Raw genomic sequence first — 23,906 nt, forward strand, 5'->3', positions numbered from 1 at the left:
GAGGATCACAGGCAACGGTAGATAGCATCAACCCCCGTGCGACCGGACCGAGCAACACGAGCGTTCACCCGTAACCGCCTGATCGCCCTCGTCTCCGGGCTTCTCGGATTCGCGCTGGCGCTACTGACACCGCTTTTACCGGTGCGGCAGGACCAGGCGACTCTGGACTGGCCCCAGGCAGGCTCCAGCAGCGTCGAGGCGCCGCTGGTGTCCTATGTGCCACAGCGGCTCAGCGCGACACTGCCGTGCTCGGCCGTGCTGGCCGCCGAGTCGGGCACGCTGCTCTCGACCATTCCCGACGGCTCCGGGCAGGCGACGGCCAAGGGGCTGGTCGTCTCGGTGACCGACGGGGTGCTTGCGGTGGTGCTGCGCGACGTTCCGCTGCTTTCGGCCCCGGTCGAGGAGATCGCGGGCTGTGACGCGGTCACCGTCACTTCGACGGCGACCGCGACGACCGCCGAATTCACCGGCGCGAATCGCAAGGACGGGACGCCGTTCCGCAACACCGTGGCACGGGACATCCGGCCGCAGATGGTCGGCGTGTTCACCGATCTGGACGGCACGCAACTCGACGGCGCACGGTTGCACGCCGATATCGACTCGCGCTTCTCCTCGACACCGTCGCCGCTGAAGCTGACCGCGATGATCGCCGCGGCGGTTCTCACCATCGTCGCGCTTATCGCACTGCATCTGCTGGACAACGCCGACGGCAGGCGAGCACGCCGCTTCCTGCCCGCACACTGGTGGCGGTTCACCGTCGCCGACGGCGCGGTGCTCGGCATCCTGGTGCTGTGGCATTTCATCGGCGCCAATACCTCCGACGACGGCTACATCCTGAATATGGCGCGCGCCTCCGAGCACGCCGGATACATGGCCAATTACTACCGCTGGTTCGCGGTGCCCGAAGCGCCGTTCGGCTGGTCCTACGAGGTGCTCGCATGGATGACCAAGGTCTCCGACGCCAGCCCGTGGATGCGGCTGCCCGCGCTCATCGCAGGAGTGGTGTGCTGGCTGGTGATCAGCCGAGAAGTGCTGCCCCGCTTGGGCGCACGGGTGCGGCGCAACAAGGTCGCGCTGTGGACGGCCGGGCTGGTATTCCTCGCCTTCTGGCTCCCCTATGACAACGGCCTGCGGCCGGAACCGCTTATCGCCGCGGGCGCGCTGCTGACCTGGTGCTCGATCGAACGTGCGATCGCGACAGGGCGATTGCTGCCCGCCGCGATCGCGGTATTGATCGCCGCGTTCTCCCTGGCCGCCGGACCGACCGGGCTCATCTGCATCGCCGCGCTGATCGCCGGTTCCCGGCCGGTGCTGGAGATCATCGTCAGGCGAGCGCGGGATGCGGCGGGGACGCTCGGCGGGGTGCGCAGGGCCGATGCCGACGCAGACCTCGCCGACAGCAAAGCCGACCTCGGCGCGGCCGACGACAACCGCGCGAATTCGACCGGCACGGAGGGCGCCGCGGCTGCCGAGCGGCCAACTACCGCAGTTCCTGCGACCGATCGCCCATCGAGACCGGCGGCGTTCTTCCGTTACGCGGCTCTGCTCGCTCCCGGTCTCGCTGCCGGAACCTTGGTCTTGATAGTGGTTTTCGCCGACCAGACGCTGGCGACCGTCATGGAAGCGACCAGGGTGCGCACCATCGTCGGCCCGAATGTGGCTTGGTTCGATGAGCGCACCCGCTGGGATTCGCTGTTGATGCTCGCGCCCGACGGGTCGCTTTCGCGGCGTTTCGGGGTGCTCGTCATGCTGCTGTGCCTGCTGGTCTGTGTGTTGCAGGTGCTGCGAAAGGGACGGATTCCGGGTACCGCGCGTGGTCCGTCGGTCCGAATCCTCGGCATCGTGTTCGCGTCACTGCTGTTGATGATGTTCACACCGACCAAGTGGACCCACCACTTCGGTGTCTATGCCGGACTGGCCGGATCGCTGGCCGCGCTGGCCGCGGTTGCCGTTGGCAGCGAAGGCATTCGCGCACCGCGCAACAGGGCGCTGTTCGCCTCCGCGGTGCTGTTCCTGCTTGCGATCACCTTCACCGGATCCAACGGCTGGTGGTACGTCTCGAGTTACGGCGTGCCGTGGTGGGACAAGGCGCCGCTTGTCGCGGGCAAGGGCATCTCGACGCTGTTCCTGATACTGAGCGGGGTGGCGCTGGTCGTAGCGGTGTGGCTGCATTATCGCGAGCCCTACCGTCGGGACCGCGACACCGCCCCAACACGTTTCGATCGCTTCGCCTCCGCACCGCTGACCATCGCCGCGGCGCTGCTGGTGCTGTTCGAGGTGGCCTCGCTGGCCAAGGCCGCGGTGACCCAGTACCCCGCGTACTCCATCGCGAAGTCGAATCTGGATTCGCTCTCGGGTAATACCTGCGCGATGGCGAACGAGGTGCTCGTCGAGACGAACACCTCCGACTCGCTGCTGTCGCCTATCACGGGTTCTCCAGGCAGCGTTGTTTCGAGCGACCTGCAAGCAGCCAGCGGCGGCTTATCGGCGGAATCGAAGGGATTCACCCCCAACGGCGTAGCGAGTGACCTCACCGCCGACGCCGACGAAACGGTATCGGGCGGCGCCAATTCGGTGAACACCGATTCGAAGAACAAGACCACCAAGACAACCGGAGCGGGCACCGGCGGTGGCACCACCGAACAGACCGGCATCAACGGCAGCACCGTGGCACTGCCGTTCGGCCTCGATCCCGCCAGGACTCCGGTTATGGGCAGTTATCGGGAGAGCGACCAGCAGCAGGCCACGCTGACCTCCCAGTGGTATCACCTCGACCTGGCCGACAGCATGCGCAACGACCCCGCCTACCGGGTACTGGTCATCACCGCGGCGGGCCGGATCCGCTCGATCGACGCGGATGGCGTCGTCACCTACGGTGCGGACCTGCGCCTCGAGTACGGGGTGCGCGGCGCGGACGGTACGGTCAAGGAGCTCGGTTCGGTGGCACCGCTCGATGTCGGCCCGGCCCCCTCGTGGCGCAATCTCCGTGTCCCACTGGACCAATTGCCGCTGGAGGCGAATACGGTGCGCCTGGTCGCTGTGGACAACGACATCACTCAGAAGCAGTGGCTCGCGCTCACTCCGCCCCGCCTTCCCAAGCTGGCGACCCTGAATTCAGTTGTCGGCTCGAAGGATCCGGTCCTGCTCGACTGGCATGTCGGCCTAGCCTTCCCCTGCCAGCGCCCCTTCGCCCACCACGACGGCGTAGCGGAGGTCCCCGACTGGCGCATCCTGCCCGACCGCGTCGGCTCCGATGCCTCCAACGCCTGGCAGGACGATATCGGCGGCGGCCCCCTCGGCTGGACCGGCCTGCTCCTGAAGTCCCAAACCATCCCCACCTACCTCGACAACGACTGGTCCAGGGACTGGGGCTCCCTCGAGAAGTTCACCCCCTACGACCCGAACGTCCACCCCGCCACCGTCGACGTGACAGTCGAATCCCGCAGCGGCTGGGCCAAATCCGACCCGATTCGGGTGCGCTGATCATCCGCTGACCTACACCGGCCGCACTCTCCGAGTGCGGCCGGTTCGGCTTCGGGGTCGGGGTGGTCATGGAGTCCGCGGCAGCCCCGATTCGAGCTACTGCGATCGTGCCCACTCGCGCGGCTAAGGGATCAGGACCAAGCGGCCGCGTAGCCCGCCTGCGGCAAGACGCTGCTGGGCGGCCACGACAGCGTCCAGCGGGTAGGTATCGGCGACCCGCAGGGTCAGTTTGCCGGTGTCGACCGCCGCGACGAGACGATCGAGCTGCGCACGGTCAGCATGAACAAGGACAGTCGTAACCCTGGTGCCGCGCAGCGGGATCGGGGTGGCCGGGACGCTGATCGAGACGAAGCGGCCGCCCGCGCGGACGGCTGCGAGGGTCTGCGGGCCGAGGGCCGCTGCGTCGAGTGCGGTGTCGACGCCGCCGGGAATCAGTTCGCGAACCGCGTCGGGCAGTGACGATTCTCGGGGGATGAAGTCGGTAGCGCCCAGTGCGCGCACCGCTTGCTCGTCGGCGGCAGCGGCCGATGCGATCACCCGGATGCCCTCCGCGGCAGCGAGTTCGACGGCGAAGCCACCCACCGCGCCGGTCGCGCCCGTGATCAGCAGGGATTGCCCCTGCTGCGTACCGACGGCGGCGAGAGCCTGGAGCGCGGTCAGGCCGTTGAGTGGAATCGTCGCGGCGGCAATCGCATTCACGGTCGTCGGTGCCGGGGCGATATTGCCGGCCTCGAGGACGATGTAGTCGGCCTGCGCGCCGAGCGAAACGTCGAGACGGTCACTGATGCCGATCACCGCCTGGCCCGGTGCGAATTCGGTGACGTCGGCGCCGAGGGCGTCGATGGTGCCCGCGACATCCCAGCCGACGCCCCATTGGTCACGCGACGCGGCGAACGGCGTGCCGCCGACACCATCGCGGACCATCAGATCGACCGGATTGACCGCTGCCGCAGCGACTTTGATCCGCACTGCCCCGCGCCCCGGCTGTGGTGTCGGTACCTCCGCAAGCTCGACAACGGCTTCGCGACCCGGCTTGCGGACGACTGCTGCACGCATGATGTTCCTTTCCTGGTGGACATCGACCAACGTAGGCTCGGCACTATCCATTGGGTAGTAGTTACCTGAGAGTGCGTAACAGGCAGCAAGGGAAGTCGATGGCGACAACAACGGCGAAGCAACACCAGGAGCTGGCCAAACAGCGGTACGACGACTTCGTGGCGGAATGCCCTACCCGCCAACTGCTCGACCGGATCAGCGACAAATGGGTGAGCCTGGTGCTCATCGCCCTCGCGGACGGCCCGAGGCGCTACGCGGAGATCAACAGGGCGATCGCGGGCGTCAGCCCGAAGATGCTCACCCAAACCCTGCGCACCCTCGAACGCGACGGCCTCGTGGAACGCCGGATCACCGCCGAGGTGCCCGTCCGTGTCGACTACGAACTAACCGCCCTGGGTCGCAGCTTGCAACCGGTGCTGTCGGTGATCAAGTCGTGGGCGGAGGCGCGGATGGATGATGTGCTCACCGCACGGGCGCGCTATGACGGCGTGTCGCCCTAACGACTGCCCTTTCGCTGCCTATACCCAGAACTGGCAATTCGAAAACCTCCCGAACCCGAGGTTGAACCGTAATCTGAGCACCATGACCGCGGCCTTCGATGACATGGATCTACGCGACCTGGTCGGAATGCTCACTGCCGACGAGCAACGAGAACTACGACCGGCGGTGCTGCGTGTACTGGCCCGCCACCCCTCGGCGGAATTGCTCCGCCGTGAACTCGGCCTTCGCATGACGAAGGTCTGACCACCCGTCAAAAAAGGCCGTCCACCGGGTAACCGGCGGACGGCCTTTCGTTATGCGTGGATCAGAACACTCGCAGCTTCCCCGGCGACCACAGGCCACCACGGTCGGTCGTGCTGGTCTCCAGCTTTGCCGGGGTGGCATTGCGGTCGTACTGGTCGTAGCGCTCCAAGGAGCCCCAGTCGCGAGCCCAGTCGTCCTTCATATATGTCGGGACGGTCGTCGACTTCGCCAGCATCTGCGCAAAGCCGAGCAGGCCACCGAATTCCTCGGCCTGCCAGGTGTTGGTGGAGCTGACGGCAAGCGGGCGGTCCGGCAGGATGCGGTAGCCGGGCACCTCGGCGACACCGTTCTTGTGGTCGAGCGGGCGCTGGCACGGGAACTGCAAGCCGACCGCCCAGTCCAGCAGGACCGGCTGCTGTGAGCCGATAAAGGTGTTGAGCGACTGCAACTTCGGCATCCGCGGCGGGGTGAAGGCCAGCCACTGATCACCGATCAGGATCGGATCATTGGCGACGACCCGCACCACGTCGGCGTCCGGCGCGATCTTGTCCAGCGGAACCCGCAGGTTGCGCCAGGACGGGAACGGGCCGATGTCGCGCGGCAGGTAGGTGCCGAGCGATTCGACGCTGCCGTCGGGCAGGCGCTTGCCGTAGTCGACGGTCAGCGACTGACCGTACTTGACGTCACCGGTGTCGTCGATCGACAGGATGCGTCCTGCCGCCGAGATCACCACCAGCGGCGTCTCCGGCGAACGGGCGGGCAGCTGATACCAGCTGGACACCACGTGCGATGGCTGCTGCACGCCCTCCTGGTAGCTGCCGAGAATCGGGGTGGTCGCCGGGTCGAGCCCGAACGGCAGCGCCACGGTGCTGCCGTTGACGCCGAGCGCGCCCTCGCCGCCACCGGTGCCCGCGCTCTGGCCCTTCTCGAACGCGGCGCCGACCGACTGGGTGGAGGTGTTGCCGGTACCCGGTTTCACCTCGACGCTGTCGGCGGACAGGTCCTTCGGAACGCCGTTGGCATCGAAGCCGACCGGATCCGCTCCCGCGAGCGGGTCGTTGGGATCCTTCAGCGGAGCGGCCGGGTCGTCGATCGGCGCCAGCCTGCCGCCGTTCGGATCCGATTCCACCAGAATGTCATTGGCCAGACCGCAGGTGTTGCCGCCGAGTGAGTCGAAATTCGAGCGGGCGAGCGAGTAGGCCGGGTACTGCGAGTACGCGCCCTTCACCAGCGAGAGCACCTCGATGGCGACCATAAGCGCGGCGACGACGGTCAGTGGGATGGCCGCGAACTTGCGAATTCGCTTGCCACGCACCGACTTCGCCGACGGCTGCGGTTTGGTGTAGTCCTCCCGCAGCGCGTACCAGGCGACCAGCGCCAGCGACGCGCCGAACAGCACGAGCATCAGCGTGTTCGATTGGTAGCCGTGCAGCGAGATCCGCTTGTCGAACCACGGCACACCGAAGCTCGAGACGTACCAGTAGCCGTTGATACCGGAGAACGAGATCGCCAGTAGGAAGAGCAACCCGGCCAGGAATATCGCGCGATTCTTCCGTGCTCGCAACGCACTCGCCGACACCGCGACCGCGGTGACGGCGGCGAGTGATCCCGCGATGCCCGCATAGGCGCCGAAGTGGTGTGTCCACTTCGTCGGGTTGAACATCATGAAGAAGATGGTTCCCAAGACCACGCCCATCAGCCGCCAGGTCGGGCCGCTCGCGATGCCGGGGACCTGCCTGCGCCGCAACAACACCAGCATGGTGGTGAACAAGCACAGCAGCATCAGCAGGAAGGCGAACCGGCGCGGAAGCGAGCCGTCGACGGTCTCGACGAACAGGTAGTAGTAGCGCAGGTAGTCCTCGTACCAGGCGAGGTTCGGCCCGGTGACCTGACGGACCCGGTTGGCTTCCTGGATACCGGCGAAGGTCTGATCGCTGTAGACCACGATCAACACCAGCAGGCCGCCCGCGGCTATCGGCGCGAGCAACGGCAATGTGCCGAACTGTCGATGTCGTCGCACCACGATCCGAACCAGCGGGCGGATACCGGCAAGCAGGGCCGCCACACACATCAAGCCGGTCGGCGCGGCCGCCAGCGTGAACGCGGCGACCAGAATCGCGATCGCGGCGGGCAGCAATCGACCGGTCGCGATAGCCCGCTCGATCGACACCCAGGTCAGCAGCGCACCGAGCGCGACGACCGGCTCCGAGCGCAGGCCGTTGTCGAACGGCATCCAGAACGTCAGGAAGACCAGCCCACCGGTCCACAGTGCGACCTTGCTCAGGCGCACGCCGCGACCGAGGCGAGGCACCACCTCACGGCTGATCACCATCCAGCAGAGGATGGCGCAGACCAGCGCGGGCAACCGCACCCACGGGCTCGCGGTCGAGATCTCGGAGAAGATCTGGATCACGTAGTAGTACCAGCCGAACGGCGCCTCTGGAACGCCGTACCAGCGGAAGTAGTTCGCCATATACCCCGCGTGCGGCGCAACCCGGACCATGCTCAGGATGTAGCCGTCGTCGGAGGTGTTCGCCCCGACGAAATGCCAGACGAGCAGTGTGCCGATGACAGCGCCGTCCGTCCAGGTCGGCTTCAGCCAGTTCGCGGGCAGGAAGCGGCGGTGGCCGCGGCCGTCGCTGCCGTCGAGCCTGGCAAGCGCGCCGAGCGCGATCAGGGTGCACAGCACCGCCGCGATCATCGCGATCAGTTTGATCGCGGTCGGGCTCGAGGAGAAACGAGTGTCGACGGTCATCTCGAACGACAACCCAGCGGGCACCGCGCCCTGAAGGTCGGAGAAGACACCGACCACCTGCGGCCGCAGATCGCCGGCCAGCTGCCCGGAGACCGGCACCGAGACCAGCTGCTTGGCGCCACCACCCTCGGCCGGCCGCTCGACCATCGCGGTCAGGCCGTCGAAGGTCGCCTTGGTGGCGTCGATGTCGGAGCTGATGGTGATCGACGAACACGCACTCATCTGCGAGCGCTGCGCCGAAGCGACCACCGCGTTGCGGTCGATCACGTCCACCGCGGTGTCGGACACCCGGACGAACATGGCCTCCAGCGCCGCCCGATCGCCCTGCGGCGGCGCGGTGGCGAGCAGCATGCCGCCCTGCTCCGGCAGCTCCGCGATGGCGGAGCACGGAATGGTGGCCTTCAGCTCGATGGGCACCTGGGATATCAGCGGCGCCTGCACGTTGCCGAGCTTGCCGTCCTGCGGCCAGTTCAGCACCGCAGTCGTCTGCGAGACAGGCAGGAACGGACTCGCCAGCGCGAACAGTGCCCCCAGCACACCCGCAACCAGCGCGATTATTCGTGCGGTGCGGAAATCGTTCGGCGTGGCCGCGGGCGCGGCAGGCGGTTTAGTCAAGACAGCGGTAGCGGCGTCGGGCACGGTTGGCAATGCTAGCTTCCCGCGTGTCCGCGCGGGCGCCGCGTACGCATGAGCCGCGCCGTCCGCCGAGCAACTTCTGGGCCGACCGCCGGTAATCGCCGCGTCATCCTGGCGAAAGCCCGGGTCACCGACCGGATATAGGGGCCCACGAAGGCCGAAAGAATGGGGTGGAATCGACTGGAAGGGGGCTTGGCGAAGTCGGCGTGAACAAAAAGTAGACCCCGAATGGCTGACCTGGTGGGGGGTCAGTGGAAAGGTGTGGGTCATGACCAAGGTGAATCTCGAGACGAATTTCGGAAAGATCGTGCTGGAGCTGGACGACGCAAAGGCACCAGGGACCGTGGCGAACTTCGTGGAGTACGTGAACGCCGGCCATTACAACGGCACCATCTTCCACCGAGTTATCCCCGGCTTCATGATTCAGGGCGGCGGCTTCGAGCCCGGCATGGGGCAGAAGTCCGTCAAGGCCCCTATCCAGAATGAAGCCAACAACGGCCTGAAGAACGACAAGTACACCGTCGCGATGGCGCGTACCAATGATCCGCACTCCGCCACCGCGCAGTTCTTCGTGAACGCCTCGGACAACGGCTTCCTCAACCACACCGCTCCGAACCCGCAGGGCTGGGGCTACACGGTGTTCGGCAAGGTCGTCGAGGGCACCGAAGTAGTCGACAAGATCGAGGGTGTCAGTACCGGTTCCAAGGGCGGCCACCAGGACGTGCCGAACGACGACGTTGTCATCGAATCGGCGTCCATCGCCTGACCTGTTGTCGCACAACGCGAATCGGGCCGCGCTCCAACAGGGTGCGGCCCGATCGCGGACCGATCAGAGCGGCAGCAGGTGATGCTTACGCGGGTTGCGGGCAAGGGTCTTGTCACGCAACAGACGTAGCGCGCGACGTAGCTCCAGTCGGGTGGACGACGGCTCGATGACCGCGTCGATATAGCCGCGCTCGGCGGCGACCCACGGTGTCGCGATGGTCGCGTTGTAGAAGTTGATCATCTGCTGGCGCACGGCCGCCCGCTGTTCCTCCGGGGCCGCCGCGATCTGCTTGCGCCCGATCAGGCTGACCGCACTCTCCGCGCCCATCACCGCGATACGTGCGGTCGGCCACGCCAGATTCACATCCGCGCCGAGCTGTTTCGAGCCCATCACCGCGTACCCGCCGCCGTAGGACTTGCGAATCACCACGGTGACCTTCGGAACGCTGGCCTCCACGTAGGAGAACAAGAATCGGCCACCACGCTTGATAACGCCGATCTTCTCCTGCTCGACACCAGGTAGGAAGCCCGGAGTATCCACCACGAACACCAGTGGAATCTCGAACGCGTCGCACATCCGCACGAAGTGGGCGGCCTTGTCGGAGGCCCGCGCGTCGAGGGCGCCGGCGTACACCATCGGCTGATTGGCGACCACGCCGACGCTGCGCCCATCGACACGGGCGAATCCGGTGATGACATTACGCCCTGTCGGCTCGCCCACCTCGTGGAAGTCGCCGTCGTCGAAGATGCGCAACAGGATGTCGTGCATGTCGTAGGCCGCGTTATCCGAGTCGGGGACAATCGAATTCAGTTCTCGATCGCTCTCGGTGATCTCGGGCTCGATGCCGGGATTCACCACCGGCGCCAGCTCCTGGCAGCTCGTCGGCAGGAAACTCAGGTACGTGCGCACCCAGTCGAACGCGGCGACCTCGTCCTTGGCGACGTGATGGATATTGCCGTACTGCGCTTGACTGTTCGCGCCACCGAGCTCCTCGAGACTGACGTCCTCACCGGTCACCTCCCGGATCACCCCGGGACCGGTGACGAACATGTAGGCCTCTTCGGTCGCGACCACCACGTCGGTGTTGATCGGGGCATACACCGCGCCACCCGCGCACTTGCCGAGGATCAGCGAGACCTGCGGCACCATGCCCGACAGCGGCTCGTGGCGTCGGCCGAGCTCGGCATACCAGGCCAGCGATGTCACGGCCTCTTGAACGCGAGCGCCGCCGGAGTCGTTGATGCCGACGACGGGGCAGCCGACCTTCGCCGCGTACTCCATGATGTGGGCGACCTTGCGACCGAACATCTCACCGACCGACCCGCCGTACACGGTCTGGTCGTGCGAGAACACCGCGACCGGTCGACCCTCTACCAAGCCGTGCCCGGTGACGACACCGTCGCCGTAGAGCGCCGTCGGGTCACCCGGCTTACGCACCAGCGCACCGATTTCCACGAAGGTGCCCGGATCGAGCAGCATATAGATCCGATCGCGTGCGCTCGGGATTCCCTTCTTCGCCCGCTTCGCCACCCCCACTTCACCCGCCGGTTCCCGCGCTAAGTCGAGTCTTCGGTGCAGGTCGGCGAGTTTCTCGGCAGTCGTGGTCACTTGGCCCCTCTCCTCAGGTGCACCCCCTACGGGGCAATCACGGCAAGCTTCGCAGTGAGGTCGGCCCCGATCTTCCCGATCCGCGGTTCGTCGACGATCTGCAGATGGTCGCCCGGGATGCGAACGACCTCGAGGTTGGGAATGTACTCGTCCCAACCACCGTTGGGCCGTCGATCGGCGTAGCGGGGCTCGAGCTCGATCATGCCGTCGTGATAGCGATCCGCGAGGTAGAGCACCACGTCACCGTCGTAGTGGGTCGGTCTCGTCTTGGCAAGGTGGCGTCCCTCGATCCACGAGGTGCGCTGATGCTCGAGCACACCGCCGGGAATCTTGGTTCCGCTGATCTTGATCAGATCGCTGATCATCTTGAACTGCTCGTCGTCGGCTGCCGCGGCAAGCTCTTCCAACTGCTCCTGCGGAAGCTCACCCTCGACGCCGTAGGTCTTCTTCGCGAAGGCCTGGTAGCGCTCGACACGGCGCACCCGCTCCTCGGGGCTGTTGTCCTCGCCCTCCGTCGGGATGGCCAGGTCGATAAGACCGACCACGCGCACATCGGCGCCCTCGGCCCGCAGCAGCTGTGCGACCTGCAAGGCGAACACCGCACCGAGCGACCAGCCGTACAGGACATACGGGCCATTGCCCTGGATCTTGCGGAGTTCGGGCAGGTACTTGCGCGCCCGCTCCACGATGTCACCCTCGACGCGCTCGAAGCCGTACATCGGGGTGCCGGACGGCAGTCGCTTCAGCAGCGGCTCATAGACAAGCGTGTTGCCACCGGAGGGATGGAATACGAAGACCGGCACCGCATTCGAGTCCTCGGCGCGCGCTCGCAACGGCCGGACGAATCCATCTACATCGCCACCGCTGTCCTGTAGACCGCGCACGACATCGGCGAGTTGCTCGATGCTCTCGCAGTCGAGCACGTCGTCGACGGTGACCTCGGCCTTGACCCGCTCGGTGAGTCGGGTCGCCATCTTCTCGGCGAGTTCCTCCTCCAGGATCGGCAGGGTGTTGAAAATGCCGCCCGCGGACTTGCCGGTCACGATGGCCCACGTCGCGAAGGTCAACCGCTCGGCGGCATCACGCGGTGGCACGCCGTCCTCGTCGGTGGACTGCTGCGCACCGAAGACCGACTCGGTCTCGGCCGGAGCCGACTGCGCGACGACGGCCTCGGCCGCACCCTGCGCAGTGGTGTCCTCGCGATCGAGCGATCGCTCGATCGCCGCTTCCTTCGCCGCGGCCGCGGCGGCCTGCTCGGTCGAGATCGGGGCCGGTGCCGCCGTACCAGCGGCAGCACCGGTGATGCCAGCGGCCGTCTCGGCCTCGGTGACGATCGCCTCGGCCGCGGACTCCACCGAGGTGTTCTCGGTATCCAGCTGCGAAACCTCTTCGCCGCCGGTCGCTTTCGCTACCGCCGCGGCCGGATCATCGCCGGCCTCCAGTGCGGCACGGGCCGCGGCCACGAACCCGCCGTCGACCGCGATCTCCTCGCCTGCGGCCTGCTTTTCGGCCATCGCCTGCATCTCTTCACGATGATCGATGGCGTAGTGCAGAACCTTGCCGACCTCGTTCAGGTTCGCATCGCGCACAGCCTGGATCTGCAACTGCGGGATATCGAATTCGTACTCGACCCGGTTCTTGATACGCATGGCCATCAGCGAGTCGAGGCCGAGCTCCATCAACGGGATCTCCATCGGCAGATCCTCGACCGCATAGCCCATCGACTCGGCGACGATCAGCGCGAGCCGCTCCTCTAGGGTCTGGGTGCCTTCCGGATCCCAACGGTCACCGAAGGTTTCGACGATCTCGATATCCGCATCACCGGTCGTCGCGAGCGCGTTACCCGCAACAGGTGCGGCGACAACGAGTTCGGGCAGCGGCGCGCCGGAGGCGACGACCGCCTCGAACAGCAGCACGAAACTCGCACCCTCGCGGGCATGCACCTGCACCGAGGCGCCACCGAGATGCGGTGTCAGCGTGGTGGTGAGCGTTCCCGCGGTCGGCAGCGCTGCGTGCGGGATCGACGCACCGAGCGTGACGTCGCTGAGTACCTGTCCCGCAGCGGCTTTCACCAGCGCGGCCAGGTCGGTGACGGCCGAGGCCTGCACCTCCCAGACGTGTCGGCCGTCGGGCAGCGCGACGTGCGCACCGGGCACCCTGGCATTGCCGCCACCCGCCGCGATGCGCGCCTTCGGCCAGTACGGCTTGCGCAGGAAAGCGGTGCGCGGAATATCGGCGTACTCGCCGATGGGCAACAGCGACGGAAGATCGACACGGTGGCCGTGCACGTAAAGCTGCGCCAGCGCGGCGATTACGCCCGCCGACTCGTCTTCCTTGCGCTTGAGCGTCGGGATGAGCTGCGCGTCGTGCAGGCCTGCCGCGAAGGTGGTTCCTAGAACCTGCATCAGCGCAACGGAATTCGGAGCCAGCTCCAGGAAAGTGGTGTGGCCGGTGTCCACCGCCATCCGCACCGCGTTGGTGAAGTACACCGCGTGGCGCATGTTCTTGACCCAGTAGTCCTCGTCATGGACCGGGTCGCTGCCCGCGCGGTAGAACTGCTCCTTGTCGACGGTCGAGTAGAGGCCCGCCGTCAATCTGGTCGGCTCGATACCGGCAAGCTCGGCCGCCAGCTCGCCGAGCAGCGGATCCATCTGCGAGGTGTGCCCCGCGCCTCGGGTTTGCAGCACCCGCGAGAACTTGCCTGCGGCCTCGACCTGCGCGACGATGGCCGCAACCTGGTCTTGTGGTCCGCCGATCACCGTGTTGGTCGGCGCGGCATAGACAGCGCACTCCACCTCCGGGTAGTCGACGAGCATCTTCTCGACATCCTCGGCGCTGAGCTCGACCAGCGCCATATTGCGGACATCCGCGTCGGTGATCATTGCCTCGCCCTCGCCCATCAGGCGCGAGCGGGCGCAGATCACGCGGACCGCGTCCTCGAGCGGCAGACCGCCGGCGATGTAGGCACCGGCCACCTCACCCATCGAATGGCCGACCACCGCATGAGGTTGGGCACCGTGCGCGCGCAACAATGCGGCAAGGCCGATCTGGATGGTGAAGATGCCGACCTGCGAGGTGCCGACGTTGTAGTCCTGCTCGTCGTCCAGGAACATCTCGCGCACCGAGTAACCCGCCTCGTCCTGCACCAGCTCGTCGACCTCGTCGACGGCCGCGCGGAAGATCGAGTTCTCCAGGTAGAGCTGCTTGCCCATCTTGCGGTGCTGAGCGCCGAAACCGGCGAGCACCCAGACGGGTGCGTTGGCGGCGGGAGCGTCCGCGGTGAAGACACCGGCGCCGGGCTTGCTCGCCGCGATGGCACGCAGGCCCGCGACCGCCTCATCGTGCGTCTTGGCGAGCACCACGCCGCGTGAACGGTTGTGGCTGCGCTTGGCAAGCGACCGTGCCACATCCGCGAGCGGTACCTCGCGACCCGCGTCGGACTCCAGCCAATCGGCCAGATCGGCGGCGGCGCGGCGGCGGCGCGAGGGAAGGTAGGCCGATACCGCCAGGATCACCGGTAGCGGCTCTGCCCGCTCGGTCGACCATTCCGGCTCGGACACTGTGGTTTCGGTGCCTGCCACAACCGGCTCGGCGACAACCTCGGTTACCTCATCGGTGTCGGCTCCGGCGACCTGCGAGTCGTCGCTCCCGGCTGCCTCTTCGTCAAGGACATCCTCGACCGTGGCCCGCGCGATCCCCGAGGGCACGTACTCCTGAAGCACCACGTGCGCGTTGGTGCCACCGAAACCGAAGCCGGAGATGCCGACGGTCGCGGTACCGCTGTAGCGCGGGAATTCCGTCGGCTCCGTGACGACCTTCAGGTGCGCCTGGTCGAACGGGATAAACGGGCTCGGGCCCTCGTAGTTGATGCTCGGCGGCAGCACATTGTGCTGGAACGCCATGATCACCTTGGCCAGGCTGGCCGCACCGGCGCCCGACTCCAAGTGACCGAAGTTGGATTTGGCCGAACCGAGCAGCGCGGGCTTGTCGTCATCGCGACCGCGCCCGACCACCCTGGCAAGGGCGTCGGCCTCGATCGGGTCGCCGAGCTGGGTTCCGGTGCCGTGCGCCTCGATGTAGTCGACCGTCGACGGGGCGATGCCCGCGTCCCGGTAAGCCCGGCGCAGCACTTCGGCCTGAGCATCCGGGTTCGGCGCGAGCAGACCGTTGGACCTGCCGTCATTGTTGACCGCGGAACCCTTGATCACCGCGAGGATCCGGTCGCCGTCGCGTTCGGCGTCGGCAAGGCGCTTGAGCACAACCAGACCGGCGCCCTCGGAGCGGACGAAACCGTCCGCGTCGGACGAGAACGCCTTGACCCTGCCGTTCTTGGCGACGGCGCCGTTGTTATCGAAGCCGAGCGTGGCCATCGGTGCGAGGATCATGTTCACGCCACCGGCCAGGGCCACATCGGCGTCACCCTCGCGCAGCGCGCGCACCGCCTGGTGCACCGCGACAACCGTGGACGAGCACGCGGTGTCGACGGTGACCGAGGGACCACGGAAGTCGAAGAAATAGGAGACCCGGTTGGCGATGATGCCGTTGGAGCCGCCCATCAGCGAGTACGCCTCGGCCGAGATCGGCACATTCGGGTCGCGTTCGCCGAGCCCGAGCGCCGAGATCAGCTGGAAGTCGCTGGTAGTGGAGCCGACGAACATGCCGACCTGCTCACCCTTGAGCTCGCTGGCCGGAATCCTGGCATGCTCCAACGCCTCCCAGGTCAGCTCCATCATCAGGCGCTGCTGCGGATCGACCCGCTCGACCTCGATCGGCGACATCGCGAAGAATTCCGCGTCGAAGCCCTTCACCACGTCCTGATCGAGGTAGCCACCGAGGGTGTTGGCGTCCTCGATCGCCTTGGCGAGCAGCGGCTCACCGCGGAACTCGTCCCAGCGCCCCTCGGGTAGCTCCCGGATTCCGTCGCCGCGATTGATCAAGAAATCCCAGGTCGACTCGGGGGTATCGCCCGCACCGGGCAGCCGGGTGGACAGACCGACGATCGCGACGTCGTGCGCCTCGCCCGGCTTGTACCCACCGGTGTAGTACGAGTCATCGGCGGATTCCTGCGGCAACTCCGGCTCGCCGTTGATGACGACATCGGCCAGCGAGGCGATGGTCGGATGCTGGTAGACCACCGTCGCGGTCAGCACAACGCCGGTCAGCTCTTCGATGTCACCGCCGAGTGCGATGGCATCGCGCGAAGCCAGCCCGAATTCCTCCATCGGCCGGTCGACCGTGATGTTCTCCACGGGTTGACCGGTCGCGTCGGAAACCCAGCGCCGCAGCCACTCCCGCAGTTCCGCGACGGACAGATCCGGCGTCGGAGCGGAGGATTGCGCAGCGGACTGCGCCTGCGCTGCCGCGTCGGGAGTATCGATCGCGTCCGCCTCGGCGCGCGCGATACCGGTCGTCTGGGTGGGCGTGCCCTCGTTGTCAGCCATCAATTCCTCAAGCTACCTGTCTGCGTACCGGGCGCGCCGCGAATTGACGCTGGGTGTCGTTCGCGCGACCTACAGCGGTGCCATTTCGAGCGACCTGCGAGCAGTCGCTAGTGGTGTTGTTTCGAGCGGCGGGGCATGGGGACGAGCCGGAAGCCGAACATCGCTGGTCGGCTCGCCGAATCACCCCTTCGGGCAATTACTCTTCTTCCGGAGCATCGGGGAAAGCCTGCTGGGTGTAACCACCACGGAGCGTTCCCTCCAGATAAGCAGTCTTGCAGGCGCGCCTGGCGATCTTGCCGCTGGAGGTACGCGGAATCGAACCCGCGGGTACCAGCAGCACGTCACGCACGGTCACACCGTGGCGCTGCGACACCGCCCCGCGGACCGCGTCGGCGATGGGCAGCGGGTCGGCCTTGCCTGCGCCCGGACCACGCTCGCCGACGATAACGAGCTGCTCGGAGGCATCGTCGGCGTCGAACTGCAGGCCGGAATGGCTACCCTGCTCGAAGACCTCGGCGGGCAGCTGATTCGCGGGCACCGAGAACGCGGCGACGAAGCCGGGTCGCAGTGCCTTGCTCGCCTCCTGCGCGGAGAACTCGAGGTCCTGCGGGTAGTGGTTGCGACCGTCGACGATCACCAGGTCCTTCACGCGACCGGTGATGTAGAGCTCGCCGTCCAGATACACGCCGTAGTCGCCGGTGCGCATCCAGTTGGAGTCGTCGTCGGAACCGTCGGCATGGCTGCCTTCGGGCAGGCGATGGGTGACCTTGTTCTTGAAGGTCGCCGATGTCTCGTCCGGACGACCCCAGTAGCCGATGCCCATGTTGTTGCCGTGCAGCCAGATCTCACCGACCCGGCCATCGGGCAGCTCGCGACCGGCGTCGTCATCGATGGCGTCGGGGTCGACGATCACGGCCCACTGCGAGAGTGCCACGAAACCGCAGCTCACCTGGGCGATGGCCCGCTCGGCACCCTGCTCGACCTTGACCATGCGACCGGCGTTGAGCTCGTCGCGGTCGACGTAGACAACCTTGGCTTCGTCCTCTGCCTTGGTAGCCGAGACGAACAGCGTCGCCTCCGCCATGCCGTAGCAGGGCTTGATCGCGGTCTTCGGCAGCCCGTAGGGCGCGAAAGCGTCGTTGAACTTCTTCATCGACGAGGTCGTCACCGGCTCACTGCCGTTGATAAGGCCGATCACGTTCGACAGGTCGAGAGACTCGCCGTTCTTCGGCAGACCACGCGCGGCGGCGTGCTCGAACGCGAAATTCGGTGCGGCGGCGAAGGTTCCCGCGCCATCGGACTGCGCGGCCAATTCCTTGATCCAGCGGTACGGGCGACGCACGAACGCACTCGGCGACATGATGGTGATGAATTTGCCGCCGACCGCAGGCAGGATCACCGTCAGCAGGCCCATGTCGTGGAACAGCGGCAGCCAGGTGACGCCGCGTGAGTTCCAGTCCAGATTGATCGCGTCGACCATCTGCAGCAGGTTGGTGCCGACCGCCCGGTGGGTGATCTCGACACCGGCGGGGGTCCGGGTGGAACCCGAGGTGTACTGCAGGTAGGCGATGTCATCGATCGCGATATCGGGACGCACCCAGGACTCGCCGACGCTATCGGGGATCGCGTCGACGGCGATGATGCGCGGGCGCTGAGCGGCGGGCAGCGAGCGGAAGAACTGGCGCACTCCGGCCGCGGAGGAGCTCGCGGTCAGGATGGCCGATGGCTCACAGTCGCCGAGCACCGCGTGCAGCCGGTCGGTGTGACCCGGCTCGTCGGGGTCGAACAGCGGCACCGAGATGGTGCCCGCGTAGATCGCGGCGAAGAAGGAGATCACGTAATCGAGGCCCTGCGGCGCGAGGATCGCGACCCGGTCGCCCGGGTTCGTCACCTGTTGCAGTCGAGCGGCCACCGCGCGCAGCCGGACGCCGAATTCACGCCACGTCAGTTCCTGAGCTTCGCCATCACGTTCACGCGAGTAATCGATGTAGCGGTAGGCCAGGGTGTTCGCGTCGTTCCGAGTGTGCTTCTCGACGTGATCGACCAGGGTGTGATCCTCGGGAATACGGATGTTCCCGGTTTCGTCCAGGTAGTCGTCGAAAGTTTCTTCCATTCCTTCTTCTCCTCCGAGGCACACGCAGCAACACGGACATCGCCGCTGTTACCTGTGAGGCCCCGACTCGCTATAGCCCGCGGGTGCTCTATGTATAAGAGCCAGCCTGCAGTTTTTGTGGCGGTCTGCGCGGTGACCGCTATCGGCTAGATGTTCTCAAACCAGAGTCATGTTACAGAGAAGAGCGGCTCACTCATCCCGCAGCAGGGGAATAACGGGCGCGAAAGCGTCCATCTGGGTGGGGAACACACCGACATAAGACATCGATGTGAGCTCCCGCACCCGACGGATCTGCTCGGCGATCTCCTCGAAGGTGCCGATGGCCACATACGGCGATTCGAGAATCTCCTCGACGGAGAGCTTCACGTCGACCTCGAGGTCCGGGTGCAGGCCACGATCGATCGCGGAAAGGGCCATTTCCGCGGTCTTCTCACGGTCGTCGGTGATGACGATCGCGGTGATGGCCCAGTTCAGCTCGATATCGGCGAACCGATCGCCCGCTGCCTCGCGAATCAGGTTCACCTTCTCGATGGTCTTGGACATGGTGATGCCCGAGAGCAGACCCTTGCCGTTCTTGGTGGTGACCGGAACGATCGAGATGATGTCGGCATGCTTGGCGGCCAGGCGCAGCATCTTCGGGCCACCGCCGCCGCTACAGATCGGCGGACGCGGACCCTGCCGAGGACGCGGCGTGCCCTTGACGCCGTCGACCTGGTAGTGCTTGCCCGCGAAGGTGCACTCCTGACCACGCAGCAGCACATCCAGAATGGTCAACGCCTCGTCGAGCTTCTCGATCCGGATGCCCGGCGACTCGTAGGGCAGGCCGGCGGCGGCGAACTCGTCCTGCTTCCAACCCGCGCCGAGACCGACCTCGAGGCGGCCCTTGGACAGCACGTCGATGGTCGCGAGCTCCTTGGCGAGCACGACAGGATGCCGGAAACCATTGGCGAGCACCGACGTTCCGAGCCGGATCTTCTCGGTGGCCTGCGTCAACGCACCGAGTGCGGCGATCGGACCGATCTGGTCACCGAGGTGATCGGGCACGACAAAGCTGTCGAAGCCGTACTCCTCGGCCTGCTGCGCCGTCTGGATGAACTTGCGGGCACCGCCCTCCTGCTTGTTTCCTTCGCCCGCGGCCGCGAAGCGGAAGCCACGCAGCGGCGTACCCAACGCGGTCAACTCACCAGCCGGTGCGGCGGCTTCTGTCATGAACTCATGCTCCTGGCTGTAAGGAAATTTCCTGCGTGCCGGCCAGCCCCCGGGCCTGGGGGCAGCAGTGCCGGTGTCGCGATCATCAGCGCACTTTACAGCCTGCTCCTGTCCGGTTGACGAGGCTTCGGTATGCAAGGGTGCACGGCCCTAAAGGTTGGCCCACGCCGATGTGGTGGTTCACAGGTGACTTCTCACGAGTGTGGCGGGTGCGGCGCCCCTTCGATCAGGCCGTTCGCCCAGTTCACCGTCCACTGAGTGGCGGTGTTTCCGTCGCTGTCGACCACGAAACCGTTATAGAGGCTGTGCACCGGGTTGCCCGCGGCGTGAATCAGCGTCATCGTGCTGCCGATGATGTTCAGGGGGCTCAACGCCTGTCGTGGCGAGTCACAGATCAGGTCGCCGGGTGCGCAGATGGTGAAGGTGCGGTCGGCCAACGAGCCGAAGCCGCCGGGCCGAGGTCCCGTCATGGAAATTCCCGGCACGTTCACACCCTTCAGCGCGACCTCCGCGCCGACACCCGCCGGTGGGGTCCCGATCTGGACGGGTTGCCCGGGTCCGGTGTCGCCGGTCCGGCGCCCATCGGCGATCAGCATCACACCGAGCACCTGCTCGGCGGGGATGGGCCCCTTGCCTGCGGCGATCTGCGAGGCGACATCGCCACCGATGACCGCGCCCTGCGAGAAGCCCGCGATCACATAGTTGGTCAGTGGACATTCCCGATGCTGGGTCGTCATCGCATCGACCATCCGCTGCGCGCCCTCGGAACGGCTGTTGTTGTAGGACTGCTGGCCGTCCGGCGGAAACGCGATGGGGTTCGAGAACTGCGCGACATACGGGACGGTGTACACATCCAGCCTGCCGTCGGGGAATCGACTCTGCACCGGCCCGGAGATGTTGAGCATCAACGAGATCGGGTTGGCCGTCGGATTGTGCGGGTCGTCGTTGCTGTTGGATTCCCAGGTGCCGGGCACCGAGATCATCTGAACATCCGGGCAGCTCGCAGGCTGCGAAGTCGGTCGCTCCGGCGGCTTCGGTTGCGGCCCGGGCGGGCGCAATCGTCCAGCGAGCAGGTACCACAGCAGCAGTACGAGCGCGATGACGACCGCGACGACCGCGAGGAACACCAGACATCCCGCCGGTCGCAGCCGACGGGAATTCCTGCCTCGACGGATACTCACTGGCAGTACGACTGCTTAGCGGTATCGATGTAGATCTTCCCGACCTTCTCGACCGGCATCTTCGCCGGATCGAAGGACGGATCGGATCCGGCCATCGCGTTCACGAAGGTCGTCAGGTCCTGCTCGGAGGCGCCTGCCGCGACCCCCTGACAGACATAGGTGCCGATGCTCAACGCGATATCCGGGCTGGAGGACGTGACGCCCTTCGCCTTCAGCGCCTCGAGGAACTTCTTGTCGTTGTCGGTGAGTTTGGCGGTGTCCCCCTGCGGCACGGCATCGGTCGGTACCGGCTCCGGGCGTTCGGGCGCCACGGTGTCTTCGGGGGCCTGCTGGGTCGACTCAGGGGCTGGCGCCTGCCCGGTGTCGCCGCTCGCACTGCTCGATGTGACAGGCGGCTGCGATGCCGTCGTGGTATGGGTCAGCGTCGGCGTGCTCGATGCCGTCGAATCGTTGTCGCCGCAGGCGGCGAGCAATCCGGTGGCGGCGAGCGCCATAGCCACGCCGAGTGCCTTTCCACGGGTCCGATGCATGAATTCGTGTCCTCGATCTGTTCGCGAGTAGGGCCGGTCGCCTCCCAGGCTAGCCGGGTCGTGTTCAAAGCCGGATTGCAGTCGACCATCACACCCCCCCAAACGCGCCCACTCGCCACGACCCCGTCTTCCGAGCGAAGCGAGACCGAGCACTAGAGTTCGCGGCCCGTCTCGCTTCCGAGCAGTCGAAGCGCATGCGCCGAAGGCGCGAGTCTCGACTGCTCGGAAGCGAGACCAAGGTGGCCGCGAACACGCGACGCCGAAGGCGTCGCCGAAATCACAGCCCGTGAATCTCTGGCTTGCCGTCGCGGACCACGATGAATCCGGTCTGGAAATTCTGCTGGGTGCCGCCGGGAACCGTGAACTCGTCGCTGATCGGATACCCGAGTTTGCCGTTCTCGTATCCGGCGTCCTTCCAGGAATCCATGATCGGGCCCGAACGGACCGCCCACGCCCCCGACAGTGGGCTCCAGTAGACGTTGCCGCCCTCGAACTTGCTGAAACGGCCCAGATCCCTCAGCGGCTGCTCCTCGGCGTCCGGGAAGCCGAGGAAGCTGTTCTCGTACCCCAGCTCGGCGTACTTGCCCATGATCAGCCCCTGCAGCCGGTGCACGCCGGTCTTCGGGCTGTAGTAGAACGGGCCGTTCTCGAAGGCCTGCACCGCGCCGCCCCTGTTCGGCGTCTTGACCTCCGGCGCGGACGGATAGCCCGCGGGACCGAGCTCGAAGCCCTGCTTGCCCCACTCGTCGAGGATCGCGCCGCGCACCACCTGGGCGCCGGTCTGCGGTGTCCAGTAGAGCGAGCCGTTCTGGAAGGCCTGGAACCGGCCGCGGCCGTCGGGTAGCGGGCGCTCATCGCCGATCGGAAGTCCGACCGCGCCGAGTGCGGCCTGATACCCACCGCCGATCATGCCGCCGACCGGATGCGCGCCGGTCGCCTGCGAGTAGAACACCCGCCCGGAACGGAAGTCCTGGGCCACACCACCGTTCACCTGATATTCCGCGGTGACGCAGTCACCGAGCCAACCGTTGGAGGTTGCCACCGCGGCGATCGCACCGTCCGCCTGACACGGTGCCTTGCCCGCGTCGACGCCGAGCGCGGCGGCGGCCTGCGGCCAGGACTGGCGCATCTCGAAATCCCAGTACGGCCACGAATGGATGCCCGAGGGGCGGTAATTGACCTGGGCCGGGATGACCAGCTTGCCCAGCTTGGTGACGAAGTTCTGCGAGGTGAGCCGCGACAGGATCTCGAGACCCATGCCCGCCAAGTTGGTGCTCATCCCTGGGACGCCCGCGGCCATGTCGAACGGCCCTGTCGCGCCGCTGCCGCTCGACACGTACAGGCTGACCCCCTTCAGCTTGTCCGCGAGCGCGTACGGGTCGTGGCCCTCCCACTCCGGGCTGTTCGGCGGACCCCACATCGCGGTGGAATCGAACCCACCCGCGTCGCGCATGGCGAATTGGATCGCCTGCGGCATGCCGAGGGTGGTCGTGGTGAGGAAGCCGGAGTACGACGCGGCGTATTTGACGAAGTTCGGGTTGCGCGCGGCAAGGAACATCGCGGCGGTGCCGCCCATCGAAAGACCTTCCATGCCACGGACATCCGTCGCTCGCCACTGGCTCTCGAGCAGCGGTGGAAGTTCCTTGGTCAGGAAGGTTTCCCACTTGTAGTTGTGGCCGTTGTCGGGCTGCAGCCAGTCGGAGTAGAAGCTGGACTGGCCGCCGATCGGCAGCACAACGGTGACGTTCTTGTCGGCGTAGAACTCGGCGGCGCCAGCGTCCTTGGTCCAGCCGCTCTCGTCCTCGGTGGCGCGTAGGCCATCGAGCATGAACAGCAACGGGAACCTGGCGTCCTGCCGGATGTTCCAGTCCCGCGCGAGCAACAGCTGCACCTGGACGGGTGCGGCCATCGATGGCGAATTGATCCACAGGGCAACGCGACGGTCGCTGAACCACACCACCTTCTGCACTGTCGCACTTACCGGCGCGACGACGGCGGGCTCAGGCTGCGCGGTGGCAGGCGCGGTCAGCGGGGACAGTCCGGCGGTCAGTGGCAGCGCGGTGGCCGTGGCGGTGGCGGTGGCGAGCAGCGCTAGCCGCCAACGAGCCCGGCGAACGCCGGCGCGCTCACCTCTGCCCCACCTGCCGCCTCTAATCCCTGCCACAAGTGTTTTCTACCCCTGTACGGGCGGTCTTCCTGGGAGGACGCGCGGGTAGCAAGCTAATCCGCCGCTCCGCGCCTTTGCCGGGCGCTGGGTGCCTCGAGATTGCCGTTCCGGACCGGCGGGCGACTGCGTGGCAAATTTTTGGCAGTACCCGACGAGAACGCAAACGGCGCTGCCTGCCTCCTCGCGGAGGCTGACAGCGCCGGTTTGTGTTAGAGCT

At 66.5% G+C, this 23,906-nt stretch carries 13 protein-coding genes; 4 read left to right on the plus strand and 9 right to left on the minus strand.

Annotation, left to right across the window (positions count from 1 at the left end; genetic code table 11):
* Positions 1-36 precede the first annotated feature (36 nt).
* The gene (locus ACLMAJ_RS15345) at positions 37-3,483 is read left to right on the plus strand and encodes an arabinosyltransferase domain-containing protein (protein ID WP_412014327.1); all 3,447 of its coding nucleotides are present in this window, start codon (positions 37-39) and stop codon (positions 3,481-3,483) included.
* Positions 3,484-3,606: 123 nt separating this feature from the next.
* Here the strand turns inward: ACLMAJ_RS15345 and ACLMAJ_RS15350 are convergent, their stop codons facing one another.
* Positions 3,607-4,539 (minus strand): NADP-dependent oxidoreductase, encoded by a 933-nt coding sequence (locus ACLMAJ_RS15350; RefSeq protein WP_412014328.1) that lies wholly within the window; start codon positions 4,537-4,539, stop codon positions 3,607-3,609.
* Positions 4,540-4,637: 98 nt separating this feature from the next.
* On the opposite strand from ACLMAJ_RS15350, the gene ACLMAJ_RS15355 reads away from it, so the two are divergent.
* The gene (locus ACLMAJ_RS15355) at positions 4,638-5,039 is read left to right on the plus strand and encodes a winged helix-turn-helix transcriptional regulator (RefSeq protein WP_412014329.1); all 402 of its coding nucleotides are present in this window, start codon (positions 4,638-4,640) and stop codon (positions 5,037-5,039) included.
* 82 nt (positions 5,040-5,121) lie between these two features.
* A complete protein-coding gene (locus ACLMAJ_RS15360; protein ID WP_412014330.1) occupies positions 5,122-5,283 on the plus strand; it encodes a hypothetical protein in 162 nt (53 codons plus the stop codon).
* Positions 5,284-5,344: 61 nt separating this feature from the next.
* Here ACLMAJ_RS15360 and ACLMAJ_RS15365 read toward each other — a convergent pair whose 3' ends face one another.
* Positions 5,345-8,677, minus strand: a complete 3,333-nt coding sequence (locus ACLMAJ_RS15365) for an arabinosyltransferase domain-containing protein (RefSeq protein ID WP_412014331.1) — start codon at positions 8,675-8,677, stop codon at positions 5,345-5,347.
* 265 nt (positions 8,678-8,942) lie between these two features.
* Between ACLMAJ_RS15365 and ACLMAJ_RS15370 the strand changes: the two genes are divergently transcribed.
* Complete coding sequence (locus tag ACLMAJ_RS15370) at positions 8,943-9,440, plus strand: peptidylprolyl isomerase (protein WP_412014332.1); 498 nt, start codon at positions 8,943-8,945, stop codon at positions 9,438-9,440.
* Positions 9,441-9,503: 63 nt separating this feature from the next.
* Here ACLMAJ_RS15370 and ACLMAJ_RS15375 read toward each other — a convergent pair whose 3' ends face one another.
* From ACLMAJ_RS15375 to ACLMAJ_RS15405, 7 genes are all read right to left on the minus strand, one after another.
* Positions 9,504-11,048 (minus strand): acyl-CoA carboxylase subunit beta, encoded by a 1,545-nt coding sequence (locus ACLMAJ_RS15375; protein WP_412014333.1) that lies wholly within the window; start codon positions 11,046-11,048, stop codon positions 9,504-9,506.
* Positions 11,049-11,074: 26 nt separating this feature from the next.
* Positions 11,075-16,489 (minus strand): polyketide synthase Pks13, encoded by a 5,415-nt coding sequence (gene pks13, locus ACLMAJ_RS15380; protein WP_412014334.1) that lies wholly within the window; start codon positions 16,487-16,489, stop codon positions 11,075-11,077.
* A gap of 196 nt (positions 16,490-16,685) precedes the next feature.
* A complete protein-coding gene (fadD32, locus tag ACLMAJ_RS15385; protein WP_412014335.1) occupies positions 16,686-18,602 on the minus strand; it encodes a long-chain-fatty-acid--AMP ligase FadD32 in 1,917 nt (638 codons plus the stop codon).
* A 189-nt stretch (positions 18,603-18,791) separates the two neighbouring features.
* Positions 18,792-19,811, minus strand: a complete 1,020-nt coding sequence (locus tag ACLMAJ_RS15390) for an LLM class F420-dependent oxidoreductase (protein ID WP_412014336.1) — start codon at positions 19,809-19,811, stop codon at positions 18,792-18,794.
* 194 nt (positions 19,812-20,005) lie between these two features.
* Complete coding sequence (locus ACLMAJ_RS15395) at positions 20,006-20,992, minus strand: cutinase family protein (RefSeq protein WP_412014337.1); 987 nt, start codon at positions 20,990-20,992, stop codon at positions 20,006-20,008.
* The gene (locus tag ACLMAJ_RS15400) at positions 20,989-21,522 is read right to left on the minus strand and encodes a DUF732 domain-containing protein (protein ID WP_412014338.1); all 534 of its coding nucleotides are present in this window, start codon (positions 21,520-21,522) and stop codon (positions 20,989-20,991) included. The genes ACLMAJ_RS15395 and ACLMAJ_RS15400 overlap by 4 nt, the downstream gene beginning before the upstream one ends.
* A gap of 277 nt (positions 21,523-21,799) precedes the next feature.
* Entirely contained in the window at positions 21,800-23,686 is a 1,887-nt protein-coding gene (locus tag ACLMAJ_RS15405) for an alpha/beta hydrolase-fold protein (protein ID WP_412014339.1), read from the minus strand.
* Between the last annotated feature and the right edge of the window lie 220 nt (positions 23,687-23,906).

This window comes from Nocardia arseniciresistens (assembly GCF_046764875.1).
In the GTDB taxonomy this organism is placed as follows: Bacteria; Actinomycetota; Actinomycetes; order Mycobacteriales; family Mycobacteriaceae; genus Nocardia; species Nocardia arseniciresistens.